General features: G+C 39.1%; 37 protein-coding genes. 32 read left to right on the plus strand and 5 right to left on the minus strand.

From position 1 onward, the window contains the following. Window positions 1-2 precede the first annotated feature (2 nt). The 30 genes from ACYQ5K_RS13435 (at window position 3) to ACYQ5K_RS13580 (ending at window position 15514) form a co-directional block, all read left to right on the plus strand. Complete coding sequence (locus ACYQ5K_RS13435; RefSeq protein WP_459777766.1) at window positions 3-599, plus strand: DUF6273 domain-containing protein; 597 nt, start codon at window positions 3-5, stop codon at window positions 597-599. Continuing rightward, a complete protein-coding gene (locus ACYQ5K_RS13440) occupies window positions 599-970 on the plus strand; it encodes a four helix bundle protein (protein WP_195479877.1) in 372 nt (123 codons plus the stop codon). Before ACYQ5K_RS13435 ends, ACYQ5K_RS13440 begins: the two co-directional genes overlap by 1 nt. 192 nt (window positions 971-1162) lie before the next feature. Further along, on the plus strand, window positions 1163-2188 hold the full coding sequence (locus ACYQ5K_RS13445) for a reverse transcriptase domain-containing protein (protein WP_459777767.1): 1026 nt from the start codon (window positions 1163-1165) through the stop codon (window positions 2186-2188). Next, window positions 2189-4432, plus strand: a complete 2244-nt coding sequence (locus tag ACYQ5K_RS13450) for an AAA family ATPase (protein WP_459777768.1) — start codon at window positions 2189-2191, stop codon at window positions 4430-4432. Beyond that, window positions 4429-4917, plus strand: a complete 489-nt coding sequence (locus ACYQ5K_RS13455) for a hypothetical protein (RefSeq protein ID WP_459777769.1) — start codon at window positions 4429-4431, stop codon at window positions 4915-4917. The genes ACYQ5K_RS13450 and ACYQ5K_RS13455 overlap by 4 nt, the downstream gene beginning before the upstream one ends. Before the next feature lie 4 nt (window positions 4918-4921). Further along, complete coding sequence (locus tag ACYQ5K_RS13460; RefSeq protein ID WP_459777770.1) at window positions 4922-6073, plus strand: DUF4317 domain-containing protein; 1152 nt, start codon at window positions 4922-4924, stop codon at window positions 6071-6073. Further along, window positions 6063-6647: a hypothetical protein gene (locus ACYQ5K_RS13465; protein ID WP_459777771.1), complete on the plus strand. Its 585-nt coding sequence runs from the start codon at window positions 6063-6065 to the stop codon at window positions 6645-6647. The genes ACYQ5K_RS13460 and ACYQ5K_RS13465 overlap by 11 nt, the downstream gene beginning before the upstream one ends. A gap of 2 nt (window positions 6648-6649) precedes the next feature. Continuing rightward, window positions 6650-6877 carry a hypothetical protein gene (locus tag ACYQ5K_RS13470; protein WP_459777772.1) on the plus strand — a complete coding sequence of 76 codons (228 nt, stop codon included), beginning with the start codon at window positions 6650-6652 and terminating at the stop codon, window positions 6875-6877. Then, a complete protein-coding gene (locus ACYQ5K_RS13475) occupies window positions 6877-7146 on the plus strand; it encodes a hypothetical protein (protein ID WP_459777773.1) in 270 nt (89 codons plus the stop codon). Before ACYQ5K_RS13470 ends, ACYQ5K_RS13475 begins: the two co-directional genes overlap by 1 nt. 104 nt (window positions 7147-7250) lie before the next feature. Continuing rightward, window positions 7251-8066: a DNA-methyltransferase gene (locus tag ACYQ5K_RS13480; RefSeq protein WP_459777774.1), complete on the plus strand. Its 816-nt coding sequence runs from the start codon at window positions 7251-7253 to the stop codon at window positions 8064-8066. Next, window positions 8063-9430 carry a DNA cytosine methyltransferase gene (locus ACYQ5K_RS13485; RefSeq protein WP_459777775.1) on the plus strand — a complete coding sequence of 456 codons (1368 nt, stop codon included), beginning with the start codon at window positions 8063-8065 and terminating at the stop codon, window positions 9428-9430. Before ACYQ5K_RS13480 ends, ACYQ5K_RS13485 begins: the two co-directional genes overlap by 4 nt. Before the next feature lie 79 nt (window positions 9431-9509). Next, on the plus strand, window positions 9510-10022 hold the full coding sequence (locus ACYQ5K_RS13490) for a hypothetical protein (protein ID WP_459777776.1): 513 nt from the start codon (window positions 9510-9512) through the stop codon (window positions 10020-10022). Between the two features lie 103 nt (window positions 10023-10125). Further along, complete coding sequence (locus ACYQ5K_RS13495) at window positions 10126-10455, plus strand: hypothetical protein (RefSeq protein ID WP_459777777.1); 330 nt, start codon at window positions 10126-10128, stop codon at window positions 10453-10455. Continuing rightward, window positions 10456-10611, plus strand: a complete 156-nt coding sequence (locus tag ACYQ5K_RS13500) for a hypothetical protein (RefSeq protein ID WP_459777778.1) — start codon at window positions 10456-10458, stop codon at window positions 10609-10611. It abuts the gene before it with no gap. Next, window positions 10608-10814 carry a hypothetical protein gene (locus ACYQ5K_RS13505; protein ID WP_459777779.1) on the plus strand — a complete coding sequence of 69 codons (207 nt, stop codon included), beginning with the start codon at window positions 10608-10610 and terminating at the stop codon, window positions 10812-10814. The genes ACYQ5K_RS13500 and ACYQ5K_RS13505 overlap by 4 nt, the downstream gene beginning before the upstream one ends. After that, complete coding sequence (locus tag ACYQ5K_RS13510) at window positions 10801-11151, plus strand: hypothetical protein (RefSeq protein ID WP_459777780.1); 351 nt, start codon at window positions 10801-10803, stop codon at window positions 11149-11151. Before ACYQ5K_RS13505 ends, ACYQ5K_RS13510 begins: the two co-directional genes overlap by 14 nt. Beyond that, window positions 11144-11434 (plus strand): DUF551 domain-containing protein, encoded by a 291-nt coding sequence (locus ACYQ5K_RS13515; RefSeq protein ID WP_459777781.1) that lies wholly within the window; start codon window positions 11144-11146, stop codon window positions 11432-11434. Before ACYQ5K_RS13510 ends, ACYQ5K_RS13515 begins: the two co-directional genes overlap by 8 nt. Window position 11435: 1 nt before the next feature. Continuing rightward, a complete protein-coding gene (locus ACYQ5K_RS13520; RefSeq protein WP_195479518.1) occupies window positions 11436-11732 on the plus strand; it encodes a hypothetical protein in 297 nt (98 codons plus the stop codon). An 11-nt stretch (window positions 11733-11743) separates the two neighbouring features. After that, on the plus strand, window positions 11744-12046 hold the full coding sequence (locus ACYQ5K_RS13525) for a hypothetical protein (protein ID WP_195479519.1): 303 nt from the start codon (window positions 11744-11746) through the stop codon (window positions 12044-12046). Beyond that, window positions 12018-12293 (plus strand): hypothetical protein, encoded by a 276-nt coding sequence (locus ACYQ5K_RS13530; protein ID WP_195479520.1) that lies wholly within the window; start codon window positions 12018-12020, stop codon window positions 12291-12293. Before ACYQ5K_RS13525 ends, ACYQ5K_RS13530 begins: the two co-directional genes overlap by 29 nt. A 6-nt stretch (window positions 12294-12299) precedes the next feature. Continuing rightward, complete coding sequence (locus ACYQ5K_RS13535) at window positions 12300-12494, plus strand: Lar family restriction alleviation protein (protein ID WP_195479521.1); 195 nt, start codon at window positions 12300-12302, stop codon at window positions 12492-12494. Beyond that, window positions 12475-12771, plus strand: coding sequence for a hypothetical protein (locus ACYQ5K_RS13540; RefSeq protein WP_459777782.1), 297 nt, complete (start codon window positions 12475-12477; stop codon window positions 12769-12771). The genes ACYQ5K_RS13535 and ACYQ5K_RS13540 overlap by 20 nt, the downstream gene beginning before the upstream one ends. Next, window positions 12761-13210, plus strand: coding sequence for a hypothetical protein (locus tag ACYQ5K_RS13545; protein WP_195479523.1), 450 nt, complete (start codon window positions 12761-12763; stop codon window positions 13208-13210). The genes ACYQ5K_RS13540 and ACYQ5K_RS13545 overlap by 11 nt, the downstream gene beginning before the upstream one ends. Beyond that, window positions 13203-13592, plus strand: a complete 390-nt coding sequence (locus ACYQ5K_RS13550; RefSeq protein ID WP_195479524.1) for a YopX family protein — start codon at window positions 13203-13205, stop codon at window positions 13590-13592. The genes ACYQ5K_RS13545 and ACYQ5K_RS13550 overlap by 8 nt, the downstream gene beginning before the upstream one ends. Next, on the plus strand, window positions 13585-13788 hold the full coding sequence (locus ACYQ5K_RS13555; protein WP_195479525.1) for a hypothetical protein: 204 nt from the start codon (window positions 13585-13587) through the stop codon (window positions 13786-13788). The genes ACYQ5K_RS13550 and ACYQ5K_RS13555 overlap by 8 nt, the downstream gene beginning before the upstream one ends. Further along, entirely contained in the window at window positions 13785-14003 is a 219-nt protein-coding gene (locus ACYQ5K_RS13560; RefSeq protein ID WP_195479526.1) for a hypothetical protein, read from the plus strand. Before ACYQ5K_RS13555 ends, ACYQ5K_RS13560 begins: the two co-directional genes overlap by 4 nt. Window positions 14004-14012: 9 nt before the next feature. Beyond that, entirely contained in the window at window positions 14013-14306 is a 294-nt protein-coding gene (locus tag ACYQ5K_RS13565) for a DUF3310 domain-containing protein (RefSeq protein WP_195479527.1), read from the plus strand. A 13-nt stretch (window positions 14307-14319) separates the two neighbouring features. Then, window positions 14320-14562, plus strand: coding sequence for a hypothetical protein (locus tag ACYQ5K_RS13570; RefSeq protein WP_147574786.1), 243 nt, complete (start codon window positions 14320-14322; stop codon window positions 14560-14562). Next, on the plus strand, window positions 14555-14734 hold the full coding sequence (locus tag ACYQ5K_RS13575) for a hypothetical protein (RefSeq protein ID WP_008375398.1): 180 nt from the start codon (window positions 14555-14557) through the stop codon (window positions 14732-14734). The genes ACYQ5K_RS13570 and ACYQ5K_RS13575 overlap by 8 nt, the downstream gene beginning before the upstream one ends. 387 nt (window positions 14735-15121) lie before the next feature. Continuing rightward, entirely contained in the window at window positions 15122-15514 is a 393-nt protein-coding gene (locus tag ACYQ5K_RS13580; protein WP_459777783.1) for a hypothetical protein, read from the plus strand. Window positions 15515-15602: 88 nt separating this feature from the next. On the opposite strand, the gene ACYQ5K_RS13585 is transcribed toward ACYQ5K_RS13580, so the two are convergent. From ACYQ5K_RS13585 to ACYQ5K_RS13605, 5 genes are all read right to left on the minus strand, one after another. After that, window positions 15603-15971: a hypothetical protein gene (locus ACYQ5K_RS13585; RefSeq protein WP_459777784.1), complete on the minus strand. Its 369-nt coding sequence runs from the start codon at window positions 15969-15971 to the stop codon at window positions 15603-15605. Between the two features lie 65 nt (window positions 15972-16036). Further along, window positions 16037-16351 (minus strand): hypothetical protein, encoded by a 315-nt coding sequence (locus tag ACYQ5K_RS13590; protein WP_459777785.1) that lies wholly within the window; start codon window positions 16349-16351, stop codon window positions 16037-16039. 16 nt (window positions 16352-16367) lie between these two features. Next, the gene (locus tag ACYQ5K_RS13595; protein ID WP_459777786.1) at window positions 16368-16556 is read right to left on the minus strand and encodes a hypothetical protein; all 189 of its coding nucleotides are present in this window, start codon (window positions 16554-16556) and stop codon (window positions 16368-16370) included. 15 nt (window positions 16557-16571) lie between these two features. Further along, window positions 16572-16775 (minus strand): hypothetical protein, encoded by a 204-nt coding sequence (locus ACYQ5K_RS13600; protein ID WP_459777787.1) that lies wholly within the window; start codon window positions 16773-16775, stop codon window positions 16572-16574. A 64-nt stretch (window positions 16776-16839) separates the two neighbouring features. Further along, complete coding sequence (locus tag ACYQ5K_RS13605; RefSeq protein WP_459777788.1) at window positions 16840-17217, minus strand: hypothetical protein; 378 nt, start codon at window positions 17215-17217, stop codon at window positions 16840-16842. Window positions 17218-17592: 375 nt separating this feature from the next. On the opposite strand from ACYQ5K_RS13605, the gene ACYQ5K_RS13610 reads away from it, so the two are divergent. Both ACYQ5K_RS13610 and ACYQ5K_RS13615 read left to right on the plus strand, forming a co-directional pair. Beyond that, complete coding sequence (locus tag ACYQ5K_RS13610) at window positions 17593-17808, plus strand: helix-turn-helix domain-containing protein (protein ID WP_459777789.1); 216 nt, start codon at window positions 17593-17595, stop codon at window positions 17806-17808. A 138-nt stretch (window positions 17809-17946) separates the two neighbouring features. Then, window positions 17947-18087, plus strand: a complete 141-nt coding sequence (locus ACYQ5K_RS13615) for a hypothetical protein (RefSeq protein WP_459777790.1) — start codon at window positions 17947-17949, stop codon at window positions 18085-18087. Window positions 18088-18091: the final 4 nt, after the last annotated feature.

The following is an 18091-nucleotide window of genomic DNA, read 5'->3' on the forward strand; positions in this document are numbered from 1 at the left end:
ACATGATGACATTGAAAGAATTTGGAGAAAAACTGGAAGAATTGAATCAGGCCTATAGCGCCTTAAAAAGAAAATACAAGAAGCCGAAAACTGGTGAAATCATTGAAGTTGCAGGAATGAAATGGAAAGTGTTGGACAAGCTTGAAGAAGGTTATCTTGTTATTGCTGACGAATTTTACGGAAAAGACCGAGAATTTGATGATAGCTGTAATGACTGGAAAAGCAGTGATCTTCGGCTCAAACTCAATGCAGATCTGAGAAAGAAAATCGAAGATGAACTTGGGAAAGGATCCTTGGTTTGGTTTGAGCGTGATCTGTTCTCGCTTGACGGTCAGATAGAATATGGAAAGTGCAAAGACTATGTATCACTCATTACCGTAGATGAATACCGGAAATACAGAAAATTACTGCCGAACACTGATGAATGGTGGTGGACGCTTACGCCATACAGTACATCTTGTAATGATGATAGTAGATGGATGGCGGTTGTTTCGCCGTCCGGTTGCATCGGCGGCCGTAGCTACAACTACGGTTGCGGTGTTCGCCCGGTTTGTATCTTTTCCTCTTCGATCTTTGAATCTGAGGAAGATGATGAATAATGGCAGAAAATGACCTGAAAGTGATTCTGAAAGCAAAAGAGTTGGCTGTTCATACATTAAGAGTAACCAGTAACGCTAACAGATATCCAAAGAAATTTAGATTTTCGCTTGTTGACAAAATGCAAAATAAGTCAATGGAAATCTATGAAATGCTCTTTGAAGCAAATAGAACAGACATTAAAGCTTACAAAAGAGATCGCCTGGAACTGCAAACAAAAGCAATTACTTATTGTGATGAATTGTTGTTTTACATAGAAATGTCTCATGAATTGCGCATAATCAATTCGGATAGCATGGGATATTGGTCAAAGATGGTGTCTGATGTTAAGCACATGGCTATTGCTTGGAGAACGAAAGATAGACAGAGGTAAATACATTTAGGTTTGTTTCCGTTAAGCGGTTGTTTCGCCGTCCGGTAACATCAACAACAATAACTACAACAACAGTAACGGTGTTCGCCCATTCTGTATTGCAGACAGTAAGAGTAGGCATGAAGCCGAAATCAGAGAAGATACAAAAAGGAAACAGACCTCCCTCTTAGAGGCAAATATAAAGGAGTATCAATGGATAGGAATATTGTTACAGATTACGACAATCTGTATAGGGCTTATCGGAAAGCTAAATCTGGCAAGAAATTTAATAGCAGCACTGCAAAATTTTCTTCGATGGCTTTAGACGGAATCAACATTCTGAAAGAGCAACTGGAAAATCAGACATATACGGTAGCACCGTATAATCGGTTTGAAATATTTGAACCGAAACAAAGAGTGATTGAGTCTTGCACATTTAAGGATAAGGTTGTACAGCACGTTTTCTGTGACAATATTCTGCATCCAAAATTGCAAAATGTGTTTGTCAAATATAATTCTGCCGGGCAAGTAGGAAAAGGAACGTTATATGCGTTGAATGGTCTTAAAGATCATATGGAAGCGTTTTACGAGAAACACGGTCTTGATGGATGGATATTGAAATGTGATATCAGACATTTCTTTTATGAGATTGACCATTGGATTTTGGAAGATATTGTAGATTATTTCTTCCGGGATCCTTATGCGGTATGGCTCAATCATGTATTGATAGACAGCAGTGAGAATCCGGGACTGCCACTTGGAAATCAAGCCGGACAGGTGTACGCACTACTCATGGTGCATCCGGTGGATTGCATGATAACTGGCGAGCTTGGAATTGTTGAATACGGAAGATATATGGATGATTTTTATTTGTTTCATCAAAACAAGGAATATTTAAAGTGGTGTCTTGATTGTATTCGAGAGCTATTGAAAAGCCTTGGACTGGAATTGAATGGAAAGACACAAATTATACCATTCAGGAAAGGCATTAGGTTTCTTGGGTTTCATCACTATATGACGGCAGATGGAAAATATATTCGCAAAATAACAGGCGAGAATAAAAGGAAAATAAAGAAAAGACTCAATAAATGGGTTAAGGAAGTGAAAAATGGAAAGATGGAAAAATCAAAAATGGAAGAGAAATTCTCTTCATGGAAAAATCATGCACTTCATGGAAATTGTATAAAGTTGGTACATTCGATGGATTTGTATGTGGAGAAATTGTTTAAGGAGCAGTAAATGATAAGTGAGACAGAAATCAGAAAGGCTATATCGCTTCTTAAAACGGAGAATCAGCTTTTTGAGGTAAGAGTAATTTATAACAGTAAGCAGATGTACAGTGGGTACTTCAAGACGGCTGATGACCTGATAAAAGCATTTAACAAAGACATCCGGGATTATGCTAACTGCAATATATACATAACACTGAATAGCCTGAATGAAGCTTGCTACAGTAGGGAGCAACAGAATTTCTTTAAGAAAAATGCAAAAGCTACTTCGAGTGACAATGATGTTGTTGGCTATGATTGGCTGTTCATTGACGTAGATCCTAAGCGACCAACCGGAACATCTTCCAGTGACGATCAGGTAGCAGCTGCAAAAGAAATCGGAAATAAGGTTTATTCCTTTATGAAAAATATTGGTTTCTATGATCCGTTATTTGGGTTCAGCGGAAATGGCGTTCATTTACTGTACCGAGTGAAAATGAAAAATTCAGATGAAAATAGAGAGCTGATAAAGAAGTGTCTGAATGTACTGGATATGTACTTTTCTGATGATGAAATTCAGATTGACTTGAAAAATTTCAATCCGGCAAGGGTGTGTAAGCTGTACGGAACGCAGGCACAAAAAGGTGCGAACACAGAAGAAAGACCACACCGAATGAGTATGGTTATCGGTGATCCAGAAGAAATCAGGATAAATGATGCTAAATATGTTAAGAAGTTAGCTGATATGTTGCCGAAAGAGGAAAAACCTCAGAGATACAATAATTATCAACCAGCAGAGTTCGATCTTGATGAATGGCTTAGTAAGTACGGATTGAGATATCGAAAAACATCTTATTCCGGCGGCGTGAAGTATATTTTGGATGAATGTCCGTTTGACAGCAATCACAAGGGTAAGGATGCTTGTATTTTCAGAACGGCGAGCGGCGCAATCGGTTTTCATTGCTTTCACAATTCTTGCGCTGATAAGACATGGCGAGATGTGCGTCTGTTGTATGAGCCGGATGCTTACGAAAAAAAGCAACAGGAGTATGCTGAAAGAATCTATTCTCATTCGCAAAAAGTACAAGAGCCGGTGCATATTAAGGAAAAAGAGGGAAAGCCGGTATTCCTTACGGCAAAAGACATTATGGAAATGCCGAAGCCGCCGGAAACATTTGTAAAAACCGGAATCAAGGATATAGATGTACGGATGCGTGGATTGAAGACCGGATACGTTACGGTAATATCTGGATTGCGCGCTTCCGGCAAGTCGAGTTTGATTTCAGAATTATGCCTGGATTGTGTAGAAAACAGAAATAAAGTATCTGTATTTTCTGGTGAGTTATCTCCACAAAACTTTATGCGGTGGATGAATCTTCAGGCTGCCGGGAAAGCATATGCAGAGCCAACTCAGTTTGATGGATACTACAATGTGTCGAAACAGAATCAAGAAAAGATTGCTGAATGGCTCGGAAAAAGTTTTCATTTATACAACAATGAGTACGGTAATGATTTCCAAGCTGTTAAAGAACAGCTAGAGAAGCATATTGAAGCAAATAAGCCACAATTGCTCATACTGGATAATCTTATGGCATTTAACATAAAAAGCCTTTCTGACAACAAATTTGAAGCTCAGACAGAGTTTGTATTAACCTTGCATAAGATGGCTGAGAAGTACGACATACATATCATGTTTGTGGCTCATCCGAGGAAAGCAATGGGATTTTTGAGACTGGATGATATTTCCGGTACTGCGGATCTCGGAAATGCTGTAGACAATGCATTTATTGTCCATCGTGTGAATAATGATTTTATTCGGCTAAGTAAGCAGATGTTTGGGTGGAAGGACGATGATCCAATCTATCAGGCATCCAATGTGGTTGAGATCGCAAAAGATCGTGATGGTGGGATACAGGATTATTTTGTGCCGCTGTATTACGAAGTAGAAAGTAAGCGACTGAAAAATAGCTTCACTGAAAACAAAGTATACGGATGGAACGGATCGGGAGATGGTTTTGTACAGGCAAAACAGGAAGAAATTCCATTTAAGGATAAATACCTGACAGATGAAGAAGTGCGACTTGAATGTAGAAAGATAGTCCGTGAATTTAAAGATGCTACCGGAACCGATGAAGAATGTATGAAACTACAGGTACAATCACAGAAAATCTTTGAATTATCTGGAAAAACAAGTTTTGCAAAAGAAAAACTTCTGTCGGCTATGAATCAAATTGACAGGAAAATGACGGAGAATCAGTCGAGGAGCAGCAAATGAAAAATAAGCAAGAAATAGCATTTATGATGTGGAATGATAAGCGACCGATAAAAGATATTGCTAATTCTTTAGGGGTTTCATGCGCATCCGTTTACAAATATATAGAGCGTGAAAAATATCTTAGGTCGGAAGCTGCTACGCATGAAAAGAAAGAATATGATCCAGAAAAGCTGCGAAAAGAGATTGAATCTGGACTTACCATAAAACAGTTGGCTATCAGATATGGAATTGGTGAAAACGCAATTCGCAGAAGATGTAATAAACATGGGATCCTGTACGGAAAAGCCAGAAAAGCTGAGTACAAAGGGAAGAATGCAGACAGGCATTTATGCCGATCGTGTTGTTTCAGAATGTCAAATAAGGCTTTTTTGAGTGTCGGCATGAGATGCGACTACATTGGAATAAACGAGAAAAGTCGTAGATGTTCAGTCGCAGATTGCGATAAATACGAACAAGGTAAGCCAAAGAAAGAGAAAGTGGGTTGATGTGATGAATAAAAGAGAAGTTCAGGAAATTAAGAAGCAGTTCACGCCGGAAAATTGCACGATCACAAGAATCGCCGGTTGTTATGTGGACGGCGAAAAAGAGAAGAAAATGGAAGATGAACAGGCGTTTCTTTCACTTCCGGAAGAAGAAATGTTTAAGTATTTTGATATTTTCAGAAAAACCTTATCTGGAAACATCGGAAAGACTCTGCTGAATATGCAGTACATGGTAGATACGGAAAGAAGTGGAGATCCAGAGGGATACGAGCATGAATTGCTTATGGGGCTGAGAGAGTCCAGATTGAAAGATCCGGCGCTGTTGGACGAATTTTACGAACAGGTTATGACATCCTACGTTTATCCGGGAAACTACTACATCATTCTGATTCACGGTACTTATGATATTCCAGGGAAGTCTACCGATGGGAAGACAATGGAGGATGCATCTGACGAAGTATATGATTTTATTCTTTGCAGTATTTGTCCGGTGAAACTGTCACAGGCTGGACTTTCCTACAACAGCAAGGAAGAAAAAATGCAGGAGCGTATGAGAGATTGGGTAGTGGACAAGCCAGATAAGGGATTTCTTTTCCCGGCGTTCAATGATCGGTCAACTGATGTGCATGAGATTCTGTATTACACAAAAAAGTCATCTGACATTCAAGAAGAGTTTATAAATTCCGTACTTGGTACAAGAATGATTGCATCGGCAGATGAACAGAAAGAAATGTTCAATGGAATCGTAGAAAATGTCCTCTGTGAAAATATTGATTGCGAAACAGTCAAAGACATCCACCAGAATATCTACAATGAGCTTATCAGACATGGAACTGATCCAGAGCCGTACAAAATCGGTAAGGACGATATGCGGAAAATTTTTGAAGAAAGCAATGTTCTTCATGAACAAATGGAAAAATTTGACCGTATTTACGATGAATACGCCGGAGAAAAGACGGAATTTATGGCTACCAATATTGTTAATCCAAAGAAACTGAAAGTGGAATTTGCCGAGGGAAAAATGGAACTGAATGCAGATTTCACAGATTATTTGGATGTACAGGTTGTTGATGGTCAGAAATGTGTTGTGATTCCAATTAGCAATATGAAAATAAATGGAATTTGTGTGAAAGATCGGGTGAGTGAAAATGAGGTATAAAGTTGGCGATAAGGTGAAGGTTAGAAGTGACCTTAAAGAAAATATCCGTTACGGTGGACAAATATTTGTACGAGATATGGCGGTACATTGTGGAAAGAATGTTGAAATTTCAAAAGTGTATGATGATGCATACTGCATTAAAGAATCAGACCGTGAATGGTTCTGGACAGATGAAATGTTTGAAGGATTGGCAGAGGATGAACTGACAGCAGAAGAAGCAATCAAGGTATTGGCAGATATGTGCACAAGAGAGTGCAAAAATTGCGAGTTAGGAAAACTCGTTAAAGAATCTAGATATTCGTTTTGTTCGGCTTACAGAAGAGAACATCCTGATAAAGTAGTTGAAATCCTAAAACAGTGGAAGGAAGACCATGAGAAGAAAGAAATCGAGGTTGAGCTTGCTTACGTTGTTCGAGTGATTGAAGATACGGGCAAAGTGAAAAGATGTGTATACGAGGAAGATGTCACGGAAGTAAAAGAGGAAGCAATGAAAAGGGTTTTGAAAGAATACTGCAAAGAGCATGAGGGAAAATTCTTTACAGTGTACGAAGAAATCTGCCGGGTAAAGGAGTAGTCATGAACACAGGAGAAAAGATAGATTACATGATTCAGTGTTTGAAAGTTGCAAAAGCTGAGTATGAATATTCCGTGGACTATCTGGCGAATGAACCGGATGGACCGGAAGAGTATGAATCATGGTGGGCGTATCTGAGAAGGCATAGACAGCCGAACAAGGCACTGATTAGGGATAATCTTAGGAATGTTGCTAGAATGGGATTCCTGGTAGCGAATGAGGTGAAGTGATGATTAGAAAAATAATAGAAGAAATTATTGAAAAGTATTATCGAGAAATTGACGAATACTATTCGAGATACCGTGAAGATGAAGATGGAAATGATTTTGGAATGGACGAAGAAATTAAGTCTGCATTGGAAGAAAAAGGAATACAGTTCGAGATTGGATTTGAAGATGGTTTTTCTTCGTGTGCCTACGACAATGATTTTCTGGCTATCGCATGGATAGAAGCGGATGGTACTTTGGAACTTAAAACCGTACTGTTAGAAAGTATGTAAATTACAGAAAGGAGACGGAGCTCCGGCCGGGCAAAGATATATCGGCTCCTTTCGAGAAGATGAAACAAAGAAAAAAACTTAAATGTGATATTTATAGAGATTCAATGCAGAATTACAAAAAATATGCAATCCCACCAGCGCAGCTAATTATAGCTGATGTGCCATACAATGTAGGAAGCAACTTTTACGGAAGTAATCCAATGTGGTACGTAGGTAGGGATAATAAGAACGGTAAAAGTAAACTTGCAGAGAAAGCAGCGTTTAATTCAGATTTCAATTTCAATCTGTATGAGTATTTCCATTTTTGCTCAAAGATGTTGAAGAAAGAACCTAAGAAAGCCGGCAAGTGTGGCAGAAGTTCTGATGCTCCGTGCATGATTGTATTTTGCAGTTTTGAACAGTTAAGCACACTGATCAACGCAGCTAAGAAACATGGCTTTGTGAATTACATACCGCTTGTATTTGTGAAAAATTACAGTCCACAGGTATTGAAAGCAAATATGCGTATTGTAGGTGCTACGGAATATGCGCTGGTATTGTATCGGGACAAATTACCGAAATTTAGAAATGGCGCACAGTTTGATGAAAATGGAAAAACGATTCGAGGTACAGGACATATGGTATTTAACTGGTTCAAGTGGGAAAAGGACGGAAAAGATATTCCGAAAATTCATCCGGCTCAGAAGCCAGTAAGGTTGTTGGAACAATTGATTCAGACATTTACTGATCCTGGAGATGTAGTTATTGATCCGTGTTGCGGATCAGGAAGCACGTTGAGAGCAGCAAGAAATCTCGGTAGAAGTGCATTTGGATTTGAGATTGATCGGAATTTCTACACAAGGGCAAAAAATGAAATGCTGAAAGTTGCAAAAGAGTCGCAGATGAGCATTGAGGACTTCATGGAGGTAACGTTGAAATGAAAGATTTAATCGTAGATTGCTTTGCCGGTGGTGGTGGTGCATCTGTAGGAATAGAAATGGCACTCGGCAGACCGGTAGACATAGCTATTAACCATGCTCCAGATGCTATATTGATGCATAAGACAAATCATCCAGATACACTTCATCTGACTGAGGATATTTTTAAGGTCAATTTGAAGAAATATGCAAAAGGACAGCATGTGGCTCTTATGTGGGCGAGTCCAGATTGTACAAGCCACTCAAAAGCAAAGGGCGGTAAGCCGAGAGAAAAAGGACTTCGGATTCTTCCGTGGGCGGTATACAAACACGCAAAGGAGATTCTTCCAGATGTGGTGTTGATGGAAAATGTGGAGGAAATACAACAGTGGGGTCCGTTGGACGAAAAAGGTTATCCGATACCGGAGAAAAAAGGTGAGGATTATAAAAAATTCATTACAGCAATGAAGAACCTCGGGTACCGTTTTGGTAGTAGAGAATTGATAGCTGCGGATTACGGAGCACCAACCACAAGAAAGAGATGGTATGCAGTATTCCGTAGAGATGGACGGGAAATCAGATTCCCAAAGCAGACTCACAGTGCAGACGGCATCGGATTTGAGAAGTGGAAATCTTGTGGAGATTACATTGACTGGTCAGACCTTGGAAGTTCGATATTTGAGCGAAAGAAACCACTTGCAGAAGCTACACAGAAGAGAATAGCAAACGGTATCAAGAAATATATCATCGATGCAGAATCTCCTTATATCGTGAAAAACAAAGATGCACTGGCATACATCATTCAATATCACGGAGAGACGAGAGCCGGTGATTCAAGAGGACAGCTTTTAACGGAACCGATTAAGACGATTGATACATCGAACCGATACGGACTTGTGACAGCATTTATCACGAAGTATTACAAGACGGGGATTGGACAGGGGTGTGATGAACCATTACATACAATTACGACATCTCCGGGGCATTTCGGATTGGTTTCAGCATTTCTGATTAAGTATTACGGCGGTGGGTGCGGACAGACAATGGATAGATCGCTTGATACGATCACAACGAAAGACCGTTTTGGACTGGTGAATGTAATCCTGGATATCAAGGGCGAGAAATACATCATATCTGATATCTTTTTGAGGATGCTGAAACCGGAAGAATTAAAGCTGATGCAAGGATTCCCAAAGGATTACATTATCGACAGGGATTACAACTGGAAGAAATATCCAATAGCAAAGCAAGTCGCAAGAATCGGAAACAGTGTGGTGCCGATCATGGCTGAAAAGCTTGTAGAAGCAAACTGTCCGTATCTGAAAGTCGGTGAGCGAATGCCGAACATGAGTATTGATGATACAGAAGAACAATTAAGGTTTGCTTAAATAACAGCACCTTGACAATTGAATATTGATGGTTGGAATGGTATAATTTCTGTATCAAAAAAAAGAAATGGGGAATTGTATGAATTTTTCTGAGGTGATGCAAAATCTTGCTGTCGGGATTGCGGGAGGAATTTTCTCAAGTGTTATTGTATCTGCCGTATTTTATGTGCTTAATGAATACCAAAATGAGCTCAATAAAGCGAAGAATATGATATACCCGTTATATGGAATTCTTGTAATGGATATCACATCTGGAGTTTCGAAAAATTTTAATTCGATTGATGTCGTAAGGAAATATTTCGAAGATGTAACAAATAATTTTTCAACATTTGAACCGTGGCAATTTAAGTACGAACTAAAAGAGGCGATGTGCAAGATTGATGAGACAATTTCTGGTGGAAAATATTACGGAAAGAATGATACACTAAGCAAAAAAACCTTGCCGGAATTTGCAAATGAGATTGAGCCACAGATAAAAATAATTGAGGATTGTGAGAAAAATTTTCAAAAGTATTTTTTAAAACGAGTCTTAAAAAACAGGATAATAATAGCAACAGGAATAATATTTGGGGCAATAGTAATTATTGCATGATAATATTTACCAACCATCAATATTCGGTGGTTGGTATTTTTTTACGCTTTTTTAAGGAGAAAGGAACGAATTATGAGGATTGATGAAGAAAAGGAGAAATCGCATGAAAGGAAAGAATACACTGACGGATAAGCCTTTTCGGTATGGTGGAATTAAACACGACTATACAAAAGATTTCTATGAACTGACAGGAATGAACGAGAAATGCTGGTGTTGTGGCGGTGAAATGAAATCTCATTTCAGATATCACAAATCAAAGCCGTATGTCGCAGCGTTTAAGATAACCAAAGGTAAATACAAGGGAATGAATAGATTTCGCCCTCTTTGCCGAGCATGTGCTTACAGATACGGACGTGGAGTTGTCGAATGTGACGGAAATACATATATGGAACCGGATGAATTTAGTGAGAAGAAATGGAAAGAGGAACAGTAAATGGGATGCATTGGAAATTGTGCGATAAATGAAAACAATCATATGTGTTGTTTGGAATGCCCGGATCACGTGGATTGCCCGATGCAGTGTGATGCTTTGAAAGAGTATGAATTCGCAGAGGATTGCCCGGATTATGTTAAGGAGGATGAGGAATGAAAGTAAAAAATTTTCTAAATGTAATGCACCCAACCCGGAGATACAAGGTTAGCTGTAATGGATTGGCTGCGGAATTTGAGCCAGATGAAACACTCCCTGATATTATTACGTCAGCTGAGGTAATAAGATGCACAAAGGATAAGGAAACAGGATGTGCCGTATTAGAAATCAAATCAGAGGAGGAAGAACATGAGAATCATTAGCCAGAACGGATTACTGGATATGCCTTATGAATTGATTGCAATTTCCCTGTATTCAGGGAATATGGCAACAATCGTTGGAACGTTTCCGGGGAATGACCTCGGCAAAGGAGATAGAGTTTATATTTTAGCTGAATATTCCACCGAAGAAAAAGCAATCAAGGCTATGGAGATGTGCAGAGAACGGTATACACAATACATATTCAACAGGCACATGATTCCAGAAACGGCAAATGTTCTTACAAGAATATCGTTAGAAGAAGCGGAAAAAGTAAGAGATCAAATTACCGAAACTTTTATTTTTCAGTTTCCAAAAGAAGAGGAGATCGAAGATGAATAATCAACAAGCAATAGATAGATTAGTGAAACATCTTGAATGGGGCTGGACTGAGGAAACAGTAGAAGCCATTAAAATGGGGATACATGCACTAAAAGAAACACAGTGGATTCCGTGCAGTGAGAAGATGCCGGAGGATAATACGGATGTAATTGTATGCTTTTACAGCGGAACAGTAACAGAGATGAGATATTGGGGAAATGGAATCTTTCAAGGAATCTATGAACACACGGCAAAAACAATTGTTGCCTGGATGCCGTTACCGGAACCCTATAAAGGAGAATGATATGAGTGGATTAAAACCATGTCCTAGATGTGGAACGAAAGCATATCTTTCAGTAGATGTAGTAGACGGATTTTATTTCGGATGGTCGGCTGGCTGTCCGAGATACTGCCACTACGATGGAATACATGGAACAACAATAGATACGTCCGAGGAAGATTGCTATGCGGTACACGGAGCGAATTCCAAAGAGGAAGCTATTGAGATATGGAATAACCGTGTTGAGCATCTGAAAGAACTCGATCAACAGAAAGGTTGCAAGAAAATCTTCGAAGAAATGCAAAAGAATCAGTTGAGATAAAGGAGAAAAAGATGGAAATTAAAGAAGCTATGGAGATATTGGAGAAAGACATACATACAGAAGTTCCGAAAGCAGCTATTAGCGCAAGAAAGCATGATGCAGCTGTGCGAATGGCTCTCGTTGCGTTGGAAAAGCAGATTCCAGTAAAGCCGATTATCTTAGACGAACTGAACGGAGATATCGACTACGAATGTCCATTGTGTGGCAAACAGGTAATGTCAGATGCAGAGAGCAGAAACAACTATTGTGGCGAATGTGGTTGTAAATTTGATTGGAGTGAGATTGATGCTAAAACCAACAGTAAAAGCCAGTGAGTTCAAAAAGTACGGATTCAAAAGATGTAAAGGTATTCCAAAGGAGTCAGAGTGCTATTATCTCTGTGTTGCAAGAGGATGCAAGATGCTGTTTGTCAGTGATGTATGTTTTGCCGTAAATGATTGGGATAAAAACGATCCAAGAATACATAAGGATGCGAACTGCCGATACAGGGATAATAGAACAGCGTTGGATATAATCTATGAGTTGATTAAGGCAGATATGTTGAAAAGTGAATGGGAGTGAGAACTGATGGAAAAATTAAAGCCTTGTCCGTTTTGCGGAAGAGAAGGTGAACTGTTTTCTCATGAAGCTCCGCAGGCATTAGGCGGTGGAACGAGATATATGGTGGTATGCAGTAGATGTTTCGGACGAGCTGGCAATGCTGATACAAGAGATGGAGCAATAAAAATGTGGAATAGGAGAAGTGGTTACGAAACTAATTGATGCGGATGCACTGATAAAATTTATAGATGCTGGACATTTACGGCATCTGGGAGAGCTAACTTTTTCAGAAGTGGATGTTGTTAATATGCTGAGAGAACAGCCGACAGCGTTGGACGTGGAGAATGTCGCGAAAGAACTTGAAGATTTAAAGATGCACTACTATCTCACAATAGCAAACACAGGTGATGCAGATAAGGATTGTGCTTATCTTAATACTGCAAATGCTATTGACAGAGCGATTGAAATAGTTAAGAGAGGTGGAAGAGATGAAGAATAAAGAGAAGTACGCAAAAGAGATTATGAATATTGCTTGTAGTGGAAGTCGTATTGCAATAATGAAAGGGAGTGGGCGTATCGTTCCATGTGACAGTATTTTATGTAGTGTATGTTTGTTTTCTACTGATTGCAGAAAGAACATAAAAGAATGGGCTGAATCAGAGTATATTGAAAAGCCAGTGATAAGCAAGAAGGATAGGGCGTTTCTGGATTATCTTAGTGAGAATATAGAATATATTGCAAGAGACCCGTCTGGTGCATTATATATTTATACTAGAAAGCCATACAAGCAAATTGATTGTTGGAGTAGTAGTGCATGCGAAACGGAAAAATCATGGTGGATGTTTAATGTTGATTTCCCTATGGTCAAATGGTCAGACAAAGAACCGTGGTTAATTGAGGATTTGAAGAAGTTGGAGGTAGTGGAAAATTATGAATAGAGAGATTCTTTTTAGAGCGAAACATATCCATGCAATGGATAGTAACGAGCATCTTAATGGAACATGGGTGCATGGCTATCTTAGTGACAAGAATTATATCAATGATAAAAGCCTTGATGGTGAATTTCTGATTGATGAAGATACCATTTGTCAGTATACAGGGCTGACTGACAAGAACGGAAAGAAAATATATGAGAATGACATTGTCCAGATTGGATGTTATAAGGGAATAGTTGAATATGAATACGGAAGTTTCGTGATTAAGTGGAGCAATGCTAAATTTCTCAGAAACGATATTGGATATTGGACTAGATTAAATGGTTTCTACATTGTCGGTAATGTATATGACAATCCGGAGCTGCTGGAGGAATGCAATGAATAAACGCAACAGAAAAGAAATGAAGCATGACCAGGACCAGCACTACGGTGGCATGATCGCACATTGCGACAGCGACACGGCAAAAGAAAGCTTTTCCAGACCGGTATACGGCTCCAGACAGGAATTGGAAGATACAGAACAGGAACGGTATCTTGCGGAATGGAACAGGCGGCTGAAAGAGAGGAAGAAGAGAAAATGATTGAGAAGATAACGGATATTCTGTTTAATATTTTGTTTCTGATCTTTTCGCCGGTGTTGCTTTTAATCAGCCTGATCTTATTCTTTGCTTTGCCTTCCAGAGATGAATTCGGCTACATAAATGAGTGTAGCGGATGCAAGATGGGACATGATAAGAATTACTGTAAAAACAGATGCCGGTATTATAAACAGATTGAAGAGGAGAGGGAAAGTTGAGGTAATAGCATGAAAGAAATCAGACCAGACCATTATAAAGAGACAAGCATTGAGTGTTTCGATGCACTGAAAATCATTTTAGGGAAGAGAGGGTTCGTAGCTTTCTGTTTTGGAAATGTGTTCAAATATCTTTGGCGACATGAAGCAAAGAACGGGCAAGAAGATGTTGATAAAGCCGGTACATATCTGATGCAACTGAACGATATGAAAAAGCATGGTGAACTGGTGAAATCGGATGAAAGAAAGCTTGAATCGCTGATGGAGCTACACAGAAAGGAGTCGGAAAAGTATGCACAGTCATAAGATTTTGCTCTCCGTGGCTGTGATTATATTCGTAATATTGGCTACTTCTTGCGGAAATAGCAAGGAAAAAGCAGAACCGGAGAAAGAAAATTTTGTCGTGACGATTCCAGCACAGAACGATACTGGGAGAATCAGAGTGTACGATCATGGAGAATTGGTATTTGATTATTCTGGAAAAATCAATATAATAAATGACGGGAGAAACGGAAATGCGATTGAAATTGAAGCGAGAACAAAGGAGAAAGGTTATGAATGAAGCGGAAAGACAATATAAGCAATATGTCAAGGCATTCGCGAATACTCACGGAAAAACAACCATGGAAGCCATGGAAACCGCCGAATGCGAAGAGTACAGAAAATACTGCGAAGAGGTATTCGGTCGAAGAATATCTAAGAAAAAAGTGTTTCCTGAAGAATTAGAAAAATAAAATTTTTCAGGAAATTCCAAAAGTGGCGCGTTTTTAGGGCGATTTTTGAGGTCAGGAAAATTTTCTCAAAAAAAGATCACACCCTAAAAATAAAGAAGGCTAAAATCTGGACGTTGAAATTTTGATCGATTTCAACGTCCTTTTTTGAAACTATTTTGTGTCCCGGTATGATACCGGTTGATGTTTTATAATAGTGCTGTGCGTTCGCCTGTGACTGCATCCGGCACTATTTACAGACGTTTGATAATTTGGTTGTCTGCATATTAAAACGCCTCAAATCGTCAAATACAAGCTATAATCACATACAGCATATCACCATACAAAAATAAATGCAATTCCCTTTTTGACTAATCCATGATATTATGCATTTGTAAGGAGACCAGGAACATGGATAAAAAACAAATCTGTATCAAATTTTCACGCGAAATCTGCGACATATTAGATATACCTGTGCCGTTTATTAAATTTGTATCTGCTGACCGGATGCACACCGGCACGCAAATAGCAGCACTAACACCGAATGCGGTACTGATCCGGGATGATATAGCAGTATCGCCGGAATTGTTCTTTGCGTTGGCTCACGAACTGCGACACGCTTACCAGATCGCAGGCGGTGAAAGCCTAGAAGAATATCGGACAAGTGACCGGATCAGTATCGAACAGTACAATCTGCAACCACTGGAAGTAGATGCGAATGCATTTGGCGCGCTTATCATGTCGGATTTTTTGGCATTGTTCCGCAGTTCCGTAACATGCCGGATACTGTTAGAAAAGCGATAAAAGACCGAATGAAGCAGCTACAAAAAGAATATACATAAACAGCAATAAGCCAATACCGATTATTATATCGGCGTTGGCTTTCTTTCTGCTATTCAATTGTAATTTTTGCGTTGGTCGGTGTTTCTTTTAAAAACTCGTAAAGGTTCACTTGTAAATCGCTTAGCGGGATTTCTTCGCCATCCTTGACCAGTATACAAGTTAATTGTAATTTGTCCGGCTCTTTGATTGATCGCGTCAGGCCGTGACGCAAAAATGAAACGCTTCCGCTTTTTGACGTGATCGGCGCGGCATCCCATGAAGCATAGTTATATATACCTTTCTCGACTCCCTCAAATATTTCCTGCCATGCGTCCGCTGCTATGCTGTCAAGCTCCCAAACATCATCAAAACTGCGCAAGCCTTTAATTGCTTCAATTCTCATTGCCTGCGGTGCTCTGTTTATTGTTATTTCTTTCATGATATCCACTTCCTTTCATTAGTTTTCCGGTTATCATAAAAGCCGGAACGCGTCCGGCTCTTTATTTACAGCCCATAGAGATATAAAATCTCTATGCATAATTTACGTTGGAATAGCCTTTTCAGGCTTTCGCCGTATTGGTGCAGCTCTCCGGCGTATACTTCGATACATTTAATGTATCTATCAATTTTTTCTTCCGCTTCTTTCACGGATTCATCAAAATAATAAAAGTCATCGCATAATGTGATGCAATTTCTATTTTCTTTTTCGATAAGTATTTTGTAACCAAACTGTAAAGCGGTTTTTTCAAGCGTGTAATTTGCTTTGATATTCTCGGCTATTTCCTTTGTTTCGCTCATAATTTTTTCAATTTCTGTCATGGTGTCCAGCTCCTTTCTATAGTTGATACGCTACCGCATAGCAAAAAGCATATGCGAGATAGAGTACCGATGCCCGGAAAATAAACCGGGTCGCTGTTCTCAATTTTCTTTTTATGTATCTTTTTAAAATTGTTTTCCCGTGGCGGTCTACAAGCTTGCACCACTCCGCATAGGTGTATACTGTTTCTATTGTTGTATTTCTCATTTGTTTACCCTCCTTCTAGTTCAATGCCTTGTCGATGCCTTCCGCTAATTGTGGAAAAGCTTCTTGCACTTCCTGTATTGTGTCCGCTTCATAATCTCCGATGAATTTATTACCTTTATACAGATTGCCACGGTATACGCAATCTAAATCGCTAAAGCTCCAATTTATGCCGGTTACTTCTTCCGGCTTATCTCCATACCACATATCAATATTAATCATGTTTTTTTCTCCTGATCTGTCTAAAAGCTCCGGGGATTGCTCCCCGGTTGGTTTTGTCTATCTCTTAAAAAGCCACTCGTGATAATCTGTTTGATGCTTGATATAAAGCTCTTGCTTGCACGTCAAGCCATTCTTCACGACTGTTTGGTCTGCGTTCTCCGTTGCGTGTCTTTTTAAGTTCTGACGGGCAGCAAAGCCGCTCGGCAATATCTCCGTTATAGATCAATGAAGAACCGCCCCAGCTGTATGCCTCCCAACCGTCCGCGCCGTTTTTGATCCACTCCCTAAATTCTTTGCGATCCTCTGCGTTTCGTCCTTCGTATTTTGCGCGCTCTTCGTATACTTCCAGCAATTCCAGCGCGTAAACTGTAACGCCTTTGTTCCATGCGCTGCGGTCTTTTCTTTCCTCAAGTGCTTTTCTGATTTCTTCAATTTTCTTCATTGTCTTTTTCCTTTCGCACTGATATAATGTGCTTACCTTTCTAAATATTTTTTGATTGGTGCCGATCGGGTTTAGTTGTCAGCTGCTCCGGTCGGCTTTTCTTTTTTTCTGGAACTAGAATTTTTCAATAAATCGGATCGCTTCCGTATGCCCTCATTGGATTGAGTGGTTCCGGGTGTCCGGTTGTTTGTTTCTTTTGTTCCTTTGCTATGGTTATATAATACATGAAAAATGATGTAATTTCAATTAGCATAATGCATGAAATATCATGTAATAAATAATACAGTAATTGTGCATTTTACACTAAAAAACATGTAATTGACTTTACAATAAAAATCATGTATAATTTAATCAAAATAATGGAGGTGCAGAAAAATGATAGCTTATAAAATAGATGTGCTGGAAACACTGAAAGATGCCGGATATAATACGACAAGATTAAGAAAAGAAAAGCTTTTGAATGAAAGCGCAATACAATATTTGAGAGACGGAAAACCGGTTGGAGCAAAAGCGCTAAATAATATATGTATGCTTCTGGATATGCAGCCGGGGAACATTATTAAATATGTAGAAGAAGAAAACACGAAATAAAATGTAAATAGAATAAAATAAAATACATGAAAAAAGATGTAAAGAACTATTGACGATTACATGAATTATAATGTATAATAATACTTGTAAGGAACACAGCTTACAAGTCACCAGTGAGAACTGGAGAAAGGAGAATACATGGAAGATATGACAATGACAGAAATAGCAAGGCTTATCGAAGGTCTTAGATCAGCCGGATGGGAAGAAAAGAAAATCAATGATTTCTTGCTTTACATCGAAAGCGGATCAGAAGAATTCAAGCCGAAAGAAGAAAAGTAAAAAA

Source organism: Allocoprococcus similis, from assembly GCF_054660775.1.

Bases quoted from the DNA above. Each gene is read 5' to 3' on its own strand.
- ACYQ5K_RS13605 (WP_459777788.1), bottom strand. From the start codon at position 17,217: ATGAAGAAAATTGAAGAAATCAGAAAAGCACTTGAGGAAAGAAAAGAC.
- ACYQ5K_RS13480 (WP_459777774.1), top strand. From the start codon at position 7,251: ATGCAGAATTACAAAAAATATGCAATCCCACCAGCGCAGCTAATTATA.
- ACYQ5K_RS13505 (WP_459777779.1), top strand. From the start codon at position 10,608: ATGAAAGTAAAAAATTTTCTAAATGTAATGCACCCAACCCGGAGATAC.
- ACYQ5K_RS13440 (WP_195479877.1), top strand. From the start codon at position 599: ATGGCAGAAAATGACCTGAAAGTGATTCTGAAAGCAAAAGAGTTGGCT.
- ACYQ5K_RS13460 (WP_459777770.1), top strand. From the start codon at position 4,922: ATGAATAAAAGAGAAGTTCAGGAAATTAAGAAGCAGTTCACGCCGGAA.
- ACYQ5K_RS13470 (WP_459777772.1), top strand. From the start codon at position 6,650: ATGAACACAGGAGAAAAGATAGATTACATGATTCAGTGTTTGAAAGTT.
- ACYQ5K_RS13485 (WP_459777775.1), top strand. From the start codon at position 8,063: ATGAAAGATTTAATCGTAGATTGCTTTGCCGGTGGTGGTGGTGCATCT.
- ACYQ5K_RS13535 (WP_195479521.1), top strand. From the start codon at position 12,300: ATGGAAAAATTAAAGCCTTGTCCGTTTTGCGGAAGAGAAGGTGAACTG.
- ACYQ5K_RS13595 (WP_459777786.1), bottom strand. From the start codon at position 16,556: ATGAGAAATACAACAATAGAAACAGTATACACCTATGCGGAGTGGTGC.
- ACYQ5K_RS13445 (WP_459777767.1), top strand. From the start codon at position 1,163: ATGGATAGGAATATTGTTACAGATTACGACAATCTGTATAGGGCTTAT.
- ACYQ5K_RS13615 (WP_459777790.1), top strand. From the start codon at position 17,947: ATGGAAGATATGACAATGACAGAAATAGCAAGGCTTATCGAAGGTCTT.
- ACYQ5K_RS13495 (WP_459777777.1), top strand. From the start codon at position 10,126: ATGAAAGGAAAGAATACACTGACGGATAAGCCTTTTCGGTATGGTGGA.
- ACYQ5K_RS13530 (WP_195479520.1), top strand. From the start codon at position 12,018: ATGCTAAAACCAACAGTAAAAGCCAGTGAGTTCAAAAAGTACGGATTC.
- ACYQ5K_RS13450 (WP_459777768.1), top strand. From the start codon at position 2,189: ATGATAAGTGAGACAGAAATCAGAAAGGCTATATCGCTTCTTAAAACG.
- ACYQ5K_RS13580 (WP_459777783.1), top strand. From the start codon at position 15,122: ATGGATAAAAAACAAATCTGTATCAAATTTTCACGCGAAATCTGCGAC.
- ACYQ5K_RS13585 (WP_459777784.1), bottom strand. From the start codon at position 15,971: ATGAAAGAAATAACAATAAACAGAGCACCGCAGGCAATGAGAATTGAA.
- ACYQ5K_RS13435 (WP_459777766.1), top strand. From the start codon at position 3: ATGATGACATTGAAAGAATTTGGAGAAAAACTGGAAGAATTGAATCAG.
- ACYQ5K_RS13610 (WP_459777789.1), top strand. From the start codon at position 17,593: ATGATAGCTTATAAAATAGATGTGCTGGAAACACTGAAAGATGCCGGA.
- ACYQ5K_RS13555 (WP_195479525.1), top strand. From the start codon at position 13,585: ATGAATAAACGCAACAGAAAAGAAATGAAGCATGACCAGGACCAGCAC.
- ACYQ5K_RS13590 (WP_459777785.1), bottom strand. From the start codon at position 16,351: ATGACAGAAATTGAAAAAATTATGAGCGAAACAAAGGAAATAGCCGAG.
- ACYQ5K_RS13455 (WP_459777769.1), top strand. From the start codon at position 4,429: ATGAAAAATAAGCAAGAAATAGCATTTATGATGTGGAATGATAAGCGA.
- ACYQ5K_RS13490 (WP_459777776.1), top strand. From the start codon at position 9,510: ATGAATTTTTCTGAGGTGATGCAAAATCTTGCTGTCGGGATTGCGGGA.
- ACYQ5K_RS13465 (WP_459777771.1), top strand. From the start codon at position 6,063: ATGAGGTATAAAGTTGGCGATAAGGTGAAGGTTAGAAGTGACCTTAAA.
- ACYQ5K_RS13500 (WP_459777778.1), top strand. From the start codon at position 10,456: ATGGGATGCATTGGAAATTGTGCGATAAATGAAAACAATCATATGTGT.
- ACYQ5K_RS13550 (WP_195479524.1), top strand. From the start codon at position 13,203: ATGAATAGAGAGATTCTTTTTAGAGCGAAACATATCCATGCAATGGAT.
- ACYQ5K_RS13565 (WP_195479527.1), top strand. From the start codon at position 14,013: ATGAAAGAAATCAGACCAGACCATTATAAAGAGACAAGCATTGAGTGT.
- ACYQ5K_RS13545 (WP_195479523.1), top strand. From the start codon at position 12,761: ATGAAGAATAAAGAGAAGTACGCAAAAGAGATTATGAATATTGCTTGT.
- ACYQ5K_RS13510 (WP_459777780.1), top strand. From the start codon at position 10,801: ATGAGAATCATTAGCCAGAACGGATTACTGGATATGCCTTATGAATTG.
- ACYQ5K_RS13525 (WP_195479519.1), top strand. From the start codon at position 11,744: ATGGAAATTAAAGAAGCTATGGAGATATTGGAGAAAGACATACATACA.
- ACYQ5K_RS13520 (WP_195479518.1), top strand. From the start codon at position 11,436: ATGAGTGGATTAAAACCATGTCCTAGATGTGGAACGAAAGCATATCTT.
- ACYQ5K_RS13560 (WP_195479526.1), top strand. From the start codon at position 13,785: ATGATTGAGAAGATAACGGATATTCTGTTTAATATTTTGTTTCTGATC.
- ACYQ5K_RS13515 (WP_459777781.1), top strand. From the start codon at position 11,144: ATGAATAATCAACAAGCAATAGATAGATTAGTGAAACATCTTGAATGG.
- ACYQ5K_RS13475 (WP_459777773.1), top strand. From the start codon at position 6,877: ATGATTAGAAAAATAATAGAAGAAATTATTGAAAAGTATTATCGAGAA.
- ACYQ5K_RS13600 (WP_459777787.1), bottom strand. From the start codon at position 16,775: ATGATTAATATTGATATGTGGTATGGAGATAAGCCGGAAGAAGTAACC.
- ACYQ5K_RS13575 (WP_008375398.1), top strand. From the start codon at position 14,555: ATGAATGAAGCGGAAAGACAATATAAGCAATATGTCAAGGCATTCGCG.